Source organism: Thermodesulfobacteriota bacterium (genome assembly GCA_036482575.1).
Classification (GTDB): domain Bacteria; phylum Desulfobacterota; class GWC2-55-46; order GWC2-55-46; family JAUVFY01; genus JAZGJJ01.
Genome location: JAZGJJ010000237.1, coordinates 1 through 9,550 on the forward strand (window position 1 = coordinate 1; position 9,550 = coordinate 9,550).

Below are 9,550 nucleotides of genomic sequence, written 5' to 3' on the forward strand. Positions count from 1 at the left end.
GTGCGGCTTGGCTATCATGGGCTCCAGCTTCTTCGGGTCTATCTCGACCACTTCGTCGTAGGCCGCGTCCGTGTCCGCCGTTAGCTCGACCCAGTCCTTCTCACGGTCCTGGGCCTTCAAGAACTCGAGCGTTACCTCGTCGCTCGGAAAGATTGAAGTGGTCGCCCCGAGCTCGGCTCCCATATTGGTGATCGTCGCCCGCTCCGGGACCGAGAGGCTCTTTATCCCCTCGCCCCCGTACTCTATGACCTTCCCGACGCCGCCCTTTACCGAAAGTCTCCTTAAGAGCTCGAGTATAACGTCCTTGCCCGAGACCCACGGTTTCAGCTTCCCCTTCAGGTTAACGAGCACCACCTTGGGGTAGTTGAGGTTAAACGCCCCCCCTCCCATTGCCACGGCCACGTCGAGTCCGCCCGCGCCCATGGCCATCATGCCTACACCGCCGCAGGTGGGGGTGTGGCTGTCCGAGCCGAGGAGCGTCTGCCCCGGCACGCCGAACCGTTCGAGGTGCACCTGGTGGCAGATGCCGTTGCCGGGCCGTGAAAAGTATATGCCGTACTTGGCGGCCAGGGTCTGAAGGAACTTGTGGTCGTCCGCGTTCTCAAAACCCCCGTACTGGAGCGTGTTATGGTCGATGTAGCTGACCGAGAGCTTCGTCTTTACCCTGTCCACTCCCATGGCCTCGAACTGAAGGTAGGCCATGGTGCCGGTGGCGTCCTGGGTGAGCGTCTGGTCGATACGGATGCCGATCTCGCTCCCGGCCACGGACTCTCCCGAGACCAGATGGTTCTCGATTATCTTCTGCGTAACGTTTTTTCCCTTTCCCACTTAGGTTCCTCCTTTTTATTGGACGTAAGCTTTAATTATAACCTGAAAAAGCCCCGCTTTCCACAGGCGCGAGGCAATAAAGGGTACATGAAAAAAATCCCGTTGTCAACTCCCGCTAATGTCCAATTCGCCCACGAGGATACTCGGCGCGCCGACCGAGCCTATGAAGCGGAGGTCGCTCCCCACGGCCTCGACCTTCTTGAGGAGTTCCATGAGGTTCCCGGCAACGGCCATGCCCCTTACCGGGTTTGTCCTGACCCCGCCCTCGACCTTAAAACCCGCGGCCCCGAGAGAAAAATCCCCGCTTACCGGGTCTATGGTGTGCACACCCATGAACTCGGTTATGAAAAAGCCCTTATCCATCTTTTTAAAGAGTTCCGTCAACTCCCCGCCCTCCCCTTTTTCTATATATACGTTGGAGGTGCCGATCGTGGGCATGCCCTTAAAACCACTCCTTCTGGCGTTGCCCGTGGAGATATCCCCTTTCCTCGCCGCCCAGTAGGTGTCGTAGAGGAACGCCCGACAGACCCCCTGGCTAAGGAGCGGGGTCTTTTGCCTCGGCACGCCCTCGCAGTCGAAGGCCGAGGAAGACCAGCCGCCGGGGAGCAGCCCGTCGTCCCATAGGTTCAGAAGAGGCGAGGCCACGATTTTATCCAGCTTCCCGGCGAGCATGGACTTTCCCTTTATAACGTTATCGGCGAGAAACGAGCCGAGGAGCGCGCCGAGGAGGTCCATCACGACGGTATTTTCGAGCACCACCGGGGCTTTTCCGGTCTCGGCCTTCCCGGCGCCGAGGAGTTCCACGGCCCTCCGGGCGGCCTCCCGGCCCACAAGCGAGGCCTCAACGTCCTCCTTCCCGTGGCCCATGCCTATCTCGAAACCCATCTGAGAATCCCCGTTAGAGCCCGCGACGGCCATGACCGAGCCCGAGAAGAACGTTGCCGTATGGCTCACGTCCACGCCGCTGGAGTTGACGGTCCTCGCGCTGCTTATCGACTCGCTGTAGCTCGCCTTCCTTACCCTCTGTATCCTCTTGTCGAACCCCCTTGCGCTTTCTTCTATGAGGATGGCGGTCTTGAACTTTTCCTCCTCGGATATGGTCTCTATAGCCGGGTCGAGAAGGCCACAGGGCGTCTCGGCCGGCTGTGGGCCCGGGAGGCATAGGAACTTGTCCTCCGAAGCCGCGCGGCTTCCCGCAGCGGCGTCATCGACCATGGCCGAGAGCGCGTCCCCGGTAAGCACGCTCGAAAACCCGAAGCCCGGCCTTCCGCCGGCGATAGTCCTAAGGCCCACGCCCGCGCTCGAACGTACCTTAAGGGAGTCTATGGCCCCGTCCCTGGCCTCGGCCACGAGCCCGCTGCCGACGGAAACGTATATCTCGTAGGCGTCGACCCTGCCGGAGAGTTTTTCCTTCAGGATATCGACCGCCCGCTCCGCGCCGGTTTCTTTAAGTATATCTCTACCCATAAGCTACAACTCTATTATGACGGCGTTCTCGTCGCAGTTGGGGAACTTGACGCATTTAACGCAGTCGCCCCATATCTTCTGCGGCAGGACGTCCTTGTCTATGGAACGGAACTTGAGCTTTTCGAAGAAGGCCGGAGCGTAGGTGAGCGCGAATATCTTCTTGAGCCCCAGGGTCCGGGCCTCGTCCAGGCAGGCGGTAACGAGCGCCCTGCCTATCCCCTTTCCCCCGGCTTCCTTCCCTACCACGAGCGACCTTACCTCCCCCATCTCCTCCCAGCATATATGCAGGGCGCAGGCGCCCACGACCGAACCGTCCTCCTCGTAGACGAAGAAGTCCCTGATGTTCTCGTAGACCTCCACTATCGAGCGGTGGAGCATCTCGCCCTTCCTAGCGAACGCCTCCACCAATTCGTATACGGCCTTTACGTCCTCTAATTTCGCCTTCCTTACCAACCGTCCTAAACCTTTCCTGCGTTTTGGAGGAGTTCCGTTGCGTGCTTCACCATCGTATCAGTGACCTTCTCTCCCCCGAGCATTGTGGCTATGGCGCCCACCCTCTCCTCGCCCCTTAGCTCCTTTACCCTTGTGACCGTTCTTCCCTCTTCGTTCTCTACCTTGGCGACGGCGTAGTGGTTGTCGGCGAACGCGGCTATCTGCGGGAGGTGCGTGACGCAGAGCACCTGGTGGGTCTTCGAGACCTCCTTGAGTTTCCTGCCTACCACCTCGGCCATGCCCCCTCCTATGCCGGTATCGACCTCGTCGAAGATGAGGGTCGGTACCCTTCCGACGGCCGTAACCCTCTTCATGGCGAGCATTATACGCGAGAGCTCGCCTCCGGAGGCTATACGCGCGAGCGGTTTCAAGTCTTCGCCGGGGTTGGACGAGATGTGGAAGCTAACGCGGTCGGCGCCCTTCTCCCCGGTCCTCGGGTTGCCGTCCGGGTCTTTTTCGGCCTCCACCGACGCCTCGAACACCGTGCCGCCCATCCCGAGTCCCCCGAGGTCCTTCTCTATCGCCTGCTTGAGGCGCGCGGCCGCCTCCACCCTCGCCTCGCCGAGGGCCAGGGCCACGCGGCGCGCTTCGTCCCTGGCCGCGGACTCCTGCTCCTTCAGCCCCACGAGCTTCCCTTCGGACCCTTCCATGCCCGAGAGAAGCCTGTCTATCTCTTCCTTCTTCTTAAGTATATCATCTATGGTGGCGCCGTACTTTCTCTTGAGCTTGATTATCGCGTCTATCCTGGCTTCAACCTCTTCGAGCCTCGTGGGGTCGCCCTCTATCGCGGCCGAATAGTCCCGGAGCGCGGACGCCACCTCTTCGAGCTCGAAGAGGTTCTTCTCGACCGCCGCGGCCGCCTTCTCCAGCGAGGGGTCCATGGCCGCGCCCTCCCTGAGCCCCTTTACGAACTCGCCGAGCCTTTCCGTAACCGAGCCCTCGCCCGAATAGAGCGCCTCCTCCACCCCGGCCGAGAGGCCGCCGAGCCTGTCGGCGTTCTTGAGCCTTTCGACTTCGGCCTTGAGCCCTTCCTCCTCGCCCGGACTGAGGGCCGCGGCCCCTATCTCCTTCGACTGGAAGGAAAGGAGCTCGCGCTCCTCGCCGGACCTCTTAACGTCGGAGAGGAGTTTTTCGAGCTCCCGCCTGAACCCGTTAAATCTGGAGTGGGCGCGCGCCATGGCCTGTCTCTCTTTAGAGAACCCGCCGAATGCGTCGAGGAGTTCCACGTGTTCTTCGGGCCGGGTAAGGGACTGGTGTTCGCTCTGGCCGCAGATGTCTATGAGCCGCCTGCCCACCTCGGTAAGGGTCATGAGCGTGGCGATGCTGCCGTTTATGGAGACCCTGTTCCTCCCGGCCCTCTGTATGGTCCTCTTTATGATGAGGTTTTCGGAGGAGGGTATGCCGGCCTCTTCGAAGACACCTTCGAGCCCCTCCACGCGCGAGGCGTCGAACATGGCCTCCACCCGCGCCTCGTCCCGCGAGCCCCTTATAGCTTCGTTCGAGGCCCTGTCGCCGAGCACCAGGTCTATGGCGTCGATGATTATGCTCTTACCGGCACCGGTCTCGCCCGTAAAGACGTTCAGGCCCGGGCCGAGGGAAACCGTCAGGTCGTCTATTATGGCGAGCTCTTTTATGCTGAGTTCAAGAAGCATGGGTTTGAAGGTACCTCAGGTGCCGCACGGGCGCGGGGGGAAAGGGGGGAGACGGCGTTACTTACGCGTTACGCCCTCCCACATGAGCCTTTCCCTCAGGATGTCGAAGTAGCCCTTATCTCCGCACTTCACGAGGTGCACGTTCTTAGCGGACCTCTTTATGTCCAGTACGTCCCCTTTTTCGAGCCCCATCTCCACCTGCCCGTCGAGGGTCAGCTCCACCCCCCTCTGCTCCGAGACCAGGCTCACCTCCACGTTCATCCAGTCCGGTATGATCACCGGCCGGTTGGTCAGGTTGAAGGGGCATATGGGCACTACGATTATGGAGTGGATGGTGGGGTATACTATGGGCCCTGCCGCCGAGAGGGCGTAGGCCGTGGAGCCCGTGGGGGTGGCCACTATAAGGCCGTCGGCCCTGTAGGTGGTGACGTAGTTCTTGTCGATGCGCACCCCCATCCTGACGAGCCTCGCGTGGCTCCCCTTTATTATGACGTCGTTGAACGCGTCGTAGGACGAACTCTTGCCGTCCCTCTCTATCGTGACCGAGAGCATCATCCTCTCCTCGGTCTCGAACTCCCCCTTTATAATCCTCTCAAGGTGCGGGTAGACGTCCTCGACGGTATCGACCGCCGCCATGAAGCCGAGGCTCCCGAGGTTTATCCCCATGAGCGGTATGTCCGTGCCGCCGACGAGCCTCGCGGCATAGAGCATCGTGCCGTCGCCGCCGAGCACTACCACCAGGTCCACGACCCCCGGCATCTCCTCGCGCGTGATGGAGGCGGCCCCCTTCACCTTTCCGCGGAACCTCTCCTCGGCATGGACGCCGACCCCCCTCTTGGAGAACCATTCGGTTATCCCTTCGGCCGCGCGGACGAACTCCTCGTTATACTGCTTGGCTATAAGTCCTATATTCTTGATCGGCTTTCCCATGAACTATCCTAAGCGTGCGGCTCTATTATAACCTTAAGCGACTCACCCGCCCGCTGAGCGAGCCCGAAACCCTCGCCCGTGCCGGAGAGCGGGAACCTGTGGGTGACAAGGTCCTCGACCTCGACCTTCCCGCTGCCTATGAGCCCTATGGCCTCGAGCGTATCCTCGGGGCACGAGGCGTAGGTGTTTACTATGGTAACGTTATCCCGCCAGAGCTCGAACATCGGAAGCGGAAAGGTCTCGCCCGGCTTCCTGGCCGCAAATACCAGTATGGTCCCTCCCCTGGTAACGCTCTTCATGGCCTGCGTTATGGCCGCGTCCTCGGCGCTGCATACGGCGACCAGGTCGGGCAGGCCGCCAAGCTCGTCTTCTATCCGCACAGGGACGTCCTCCCTGTCAGCCCTGAGGGTGAGGTCCGCGCCGAACTTCTTCGCGGCCTCCAGCCGGTAGTCGCTTATGTCGGTCGCCGCTATGAACTCGGCCCCGAGCGCCTTCGCGAGTTTTACGTGCAGAAGCCCGGCAAGGCCGCTCCCGACGACCAGCACGCGCCTGCCCGGCTGAAAGTCGGCGACCCTGAAACCCCGGATCACGCACCCGAGCGGCTCGGTAAAGGAGCCCTCAGTAAAGCTCATCTTCTCGGGGAGCCTGAACGTGCCGCGCTCAACGTTTATCGCCGGGACCCTCACGTACTCGGCGAAGCCGCCGGGGTCGAAGTTCGTGGTCCTTAGCGTCTCGCAGACCGAGTGGTGGCCCGCCTGGCACCAGTGGCACGTGTTGCACGGCACGTGGTGGGCGACGGTGACCCTGTCCCCCTTCTTGAACCGGTCGACCCCTTCTCCGACCTCCTCCACGGTCCCGGCCACCTCGTGGCCGAGGACGAGCGGGGCCTTCTTTATGCGGTACCACTCCATCACGTCGGAGCCGCAGATGCCGCTGGCCTCAATCCTTACGAGGAGCTCCCCGGCGCCCGCCGACGGGGTCGGCACCTCCTCGACGCGGACGTCGCTGTTATTATAGTAAACCGCAGCCTTCAATTTTTTTTTAACGGGAGAAAGTTCCCACAGTGGTCAGCGGACATATGGATACAAAATCCAACTTTTCCCCAAACTCCTTTCAGTTTCAGGCGCTCTTCTTCTCTGCCGCGAGGGTGTTGTAGAGGTCAAAGGCCTGCTTCGGCTTTGCGTCCTTGTGGACGACCTCGCGTACGGCCCTTATCATGGCCACCGGATGCTCGCTCTGGAAGATGTTCCGTCCCATGTCAACGCCCACGGCCCCGCTCTGTACGGCGTTATAGGCGAGCTCCAGCGCGTCTTTCTCGGGTATCTTCTTGCCTCCGGCTATTACGACCGGTACGGGGCTCGACCTTACGACCTTGTCGAACCCGTCGCAGTAGTAGGTCTTTACGATGTGCGCGCCGAGCTCCCCGGCTATGCGGGTGGCGAGCCCGATGTAACGGGCGTCCCGCACCATGTCTTTCCCGACGGCCGTAACGGCGAGGACGGGTATGCCGTGCTCCTCGGCGTCGTCTATGAGCTCGGCCATGTTGAGGAGGCTCTCCCGCTCGTTCGGAGCGCCTACGAATATGGAGAGCGCCACCCCGGCGACGTTAAGCCGGACGGCGTCCCTCATGGAGACGGTAATCCCCTCGTCCGAGAGGTCGTCCTTCAATACACTGGTCCCGCCCGAGACCCTGAGGACCACTGGCACGTCCACGTTCGGGTCCACGCAGTTCCGGAGGACCCCTCTTGTGAGCATGAGGGTATCGGCGTATTCTACGAGCGGCTCGACCGTCTTCCCCGGCTCTTCGAGCCCGCTCGTCGGGCCCAGGAAGTATCCGTGGTCCACGGCCAGCATGACGGTCCTGCCGGTATCCGGCTTTATGATGCGGGATAAACGGTTTTTCATTCCCCAGTCCATAATAATCAAACCCCCTTTCGGTATGGTCGGTTTTTTGGCGTTTTTTCAAGAAAAAAGGTAACGCTTAAAGATAGCAGGGTAATATGCCCTTCGTCAACTCCTTTTAGCAAACCTGGGATTTGCCCGTGAAGGGCAACAATAATTCCGTCCTTCCCCCTCCCTGTCATCCTGAATTTAATTCAGGATCCAGGGGGTTGAAGCACAGAAAGCGGACTTTTTAACGGAGGGACCGAATTAGACCTTGACAACCACCATATCTTGTGGTTTGGTGAAAGGTACTATACAAGATGCTCCTCCCGCTCTAAAGAAGCAGGGAACTGATTCAAAGGTTATTGAGGGGAGAAGAAAAATAAATCTGTCCCCTTTATTGTGGTAATTAAATCGGATGAGGAGACCCAAAAAATTTTACTAAAGCGCTTGCATAGGATTATCGATACTTTTGACATTGCCACAGGGTTTACTCCTACGCCAAGCATTCAAAATGGTAAAGAGGTTCATGGTGCTTACTACAAGGAAAAGCCCGGAGATGAATGAATAGCCCAGTAGCGTGGGCAAACCCACAAAAAAACTTGAACACTGATACGGTGGGCGGAGCCCACCGTATCAGTGTGAAGAAGAAATTAAACTATCACCGTCCTTATTTTCCCTTATGAATATTATTTCTAAAATAGAAAAAGGCGTTTTTGAAAAACACAAAAAAGAAAAATTCGACCTCTCAATAGAAGAGGTGATGGATAATATATGTACTGATGACGGAGAAATAATAAGCAAGTTATACGACTTAACTCTTAGCTTGTTGGATGTGGAAAGCAAACGGACTACTTCTCTGGATTCAAAGGCTGCGAATATTCTGGGTATGGCAGGTGTAGCCCTTGCTTTAATATTTTCTTTGGGCGGGTTGTTGCTAGAAAAAATTAAAGATGTCACTATCTTTTATATGAGCACCACATACGCACTCTCCATCTTATATATTTTTACTAATATTGTATTATTGCTTTCCATCATATTTGCTGTTGTTTCTATAAGGGCCAGGAGTGATTACAAGACCGTTACGGACAAAGATATTTTCACTAAGGAAATCGATCAAGGCGAGAATTACTATAAAAGATACATGATCGTACATTTAAGACTCCTGGATCAGGCACTAGGTGTACTGGTGCCCGCTCAATAAAAAGAGACAAAGCGAATGACTAAACACAGAAAAAAACCTGCACCAACAAATCGTCCTGGAGGCGGCACCCCTGTTAGCCTAAAGCATAAGGAGGCCCGTATGAAGAGGAGAGAGACAGTATCCAGGGTAATTGATGGCGACACCTTCCAGACAACAAGCCGCAAGAAAAGTGTTAGACTTGCAAATGTAGATGCTCCAGAAAAAGGTACGCATAGAGCAGCCAAAGCTACTGAAGCACTTCGTAAAATGATTAAGGATGAAAAAGTGAGAGTCGAAACCGTTGCACGCGATAAATATGGCAGAGCTGTAGCCAACGTCTATGTGGGGAAAGAATCCGTAAACAAAAAAATGCGGGAAAAACTGAAGAAAAAATAAAAGTAAAACACCATCTTCAACAGGGAAAAACAGGCACAACTCCCATTTTCCTACAGGGCGGGAATAGGACGGAGTAACTGAAAGGTGCGTCACGCGCCCCCAAAGGAGGCCCCATTCATGAAGAAAGCAACCATCATACTGCTCATTCTTTTCGCGGCGCCCCTGCTTCTCACCTCTTGCAAGACGGCCAACCCCGGCCTCGGGAACAAGAAGCCCCACCCCGGCATCGGGAGCGAGAAATCCAACCCCGGCATCGGAGACAAGAAGCCCAATCCCGGCAAGCCGTAGGCGCCTATCATCGAGTACCAGATTAAAGAAACGAGCTAAGGAAGTCGTTCACCCTTCGACAGGCTCAGGGCGAACGATTTACGACAGGCCCGTCGTGAGCTTGTCGAACGGCTCAGGATGACTACCACAAGGCTGACCCCCAACGTTACCTGAATACACGGACGAAGAAAATATTGCATAGCCGCCTAATATTATCAGTAATTTTCCTACTATCGCCTATCTCAAACCTGGCCGCGGAAGAAGCAAAGTTGTCATCGATCGGGTGGGTAGGTCTATGGAATGAAGAGATGGTCGAGTGGGCTGAAAATGAAAAACGAATCCATGGGTTATGCCCGGAATCCATGAGTCAAGTTTCATACGAGAAATGCAGGAGAGATCATTTAGCTGAAAAGACATGGATGATCCGGGCGTATAAGGGTCCGGGAACCAC

11 protein-coding genes are annotated in these 9,550 nt (G+C 57.3%); 4 read left to right on the forward strand and 7 right to left on the reverse strand.

What is annotated here, in order from left to right; all coding sequences use genetic code 11:
• From V3W31_10475 to lsrF, 7 genes are all read right to left on the reverse strand, one after another.
• Nucleotides 1-828, reverse strand: an 828-nt coding sequence (locus V3W31_10475; protein MEE9615355.1) for an aconitase family protein, incomplete at its 3' end; no start/stop codon positions are given.
• Between the two features lie 105 nt (nucleotides 829-933).
• Complete coding sequence (locus tag V3W31_10480; protein MEE9615356.1) at nucleotides 934-2,295, reverse strand: TldD/PmbA family protein; 1,362 nt, start codon at nucleotides 2,293-2,295, stop codon at nucleotides 934-936.
• A gap of 3 nt (nucleotides 2,296-2,298) precedes the next feature.
• Nucleotides 2,299-2,748, reverse strand: a complete 450-nt coding sequence (locus tag V3W31_10485; GenBank protein ID MEE9615357.1) for an N-acetyltransferase — start codon at nucleotides 2,746-2,748, stop codon at nucleotides 2,299-2,301.
• 5 nt (nucleotides 2,749-2,753) lie between these two features.
• Nucleotides 2,754-4,439: a DNA repair protein RecN gene (gene recN / locus V3W31_10490; GenBank protein ID MEE9615358.1), complete on the reverse strand. Its 1,686-nt coding sequence runs from the start codon at nucleotides 4,437-4,439 to the stop codon at nucleotides 2,754-2,756.
• A gap of 57 nt (nucleotides 4,440-4,496) precedes the next feature.
• Nucleotides 4,497-5,369: an NAD(+)/NADH kinase gene (locus V3W31_10495; protein MEE9615359.1), complete on the reverse strand. Its 873-nt coding sequence runs from the start codon at nucleotides 5,367-5,369 to the stop codon at nucleotides 4,497-4,499.
• Nucleotides 5,370-5,377: 8 nt separating this feature from the next.
• Entirely contained in the window at nucleotides 5,378-6,403 is a 1,026-nt protein-coding gene (locus V3W31_10500; protein MEE9615360.1) for an alcohol dehydrogenase catalytic domain-containing protein, read from the reverse strand.
• Nucleotides 6,404-6,488: 85 nt separating this feature from the next.
• Nucleotides 6,489-7,286: a 3-hydroxy-5-phosphonooxypentane-2,4-dione thiolase gene (gene lsrF / locus V3W31_10505; protein MEE9615361.1), complete on the reverse strand. Its 798-nt coding sequence runs from the start codon at nucleotides 7,284-7,286 to the stop codon at nucleotides 6,489-6,491.
• Nucleotides 7,287-7,935: 649 nt separating this feature from the next.
• Here lsrF and V3W31_10510 point away from each other — a divergent pair.
• The 4 genes from V3W31_10510 to V3W31_10525 all read left to right on the forward strand — a co-directional run.
• Nucleotides 7,936-8,457 carry a hypothetical protein gene (locus V3W31_10510; protein ID MEE9615362.1) on the forward strand — a complete coding sequence of 174 codons (522 nt, stop codon included), beginning with the start codon at nucleotides 7,936-7,938 and terminating at the stop codon, nucleotides 8,455-8,457.
• Nucleotides 8,458-8,556: 99 nt separating this feature from the next.
• Entirely contained in the window at nucleotides 8,557-8,832 is a 276-nt protein-coding gene (locus V3W31_10515) for a thermonuclease family protein (protein ID MEE9615363.1), read from the forward strand.
• Between the two features lie 117 nt (nucleotides 8,833-8,949).
• Nucleotides 8,950-9,120 carry a hypothetical protein gene (locus V3W31_10520; GenBank protein ID MEE9615364.1) on the forward strand — a complete coding sequence of 57 codons (171 nt, stop codon included), beginning with the start codon at nucleotides 8,950-8,952 and terminating at the stop codon, nucleotides 9,118-9,120.
• A gap of 248 nt (nucleotides 9,121-9,368) precedes the next feature.
• On the forward strand, nucleotides 9,369-9,550 hold a 182-nt coding region (locus V3W31_10525; GenBank protein MEE9615365.1), incomplete at its 3' end, for a hypothetical protein.

Coding starts and splice junctions, on each gene's coding strand:
- V3W31_10515 (MEE9615363.1), top strand. CDS start 8,557: ATGAAGAGGAGAGAGACAGTATCCAGGGTAATTGATGGCGACACCTTC.
- V3W31_10510 (MEE9615362.1), top strand. CDS start 7,936: ATGAATATTATTTCTAAAATAGAAAAAGGCGTTTTTGAAAAACACAAA.
- V3W31_10495 (MEE9615359.1), bottom strand. CDS start 5,369: ATGGGAAAGCCGATCAAGAATATAGGACTTATAGCCAAGCAGTATAAC.
- lsrF (MEE9615361.1), bottom strand. CDS start 7,286: ATGGACTGGGGAATGAAAAACCGTTTATCCCGCATCATAAAGCCGGAT.
- V3W31_10520 (MEE9615364.1), top strand. CDS start 8,950: ATGAAGAAAGCAACCATCATACTGCTCATTCTTTTCGCGGCGCCCCTG.
- recN (MEE9615358.1), bottom strand. CDS start 4,439: ATGCTTCTTGAACTCAGCATAAAAGAGCTCGCCATAATAGACGACCTG.
- V3W31_10480 (MEE9615356.1), bottom strand. CDS start 2,295: ATGGGTAGAGATATACTTAAAGAAACCGGCGCGGAGCGGGCGGTCGAT.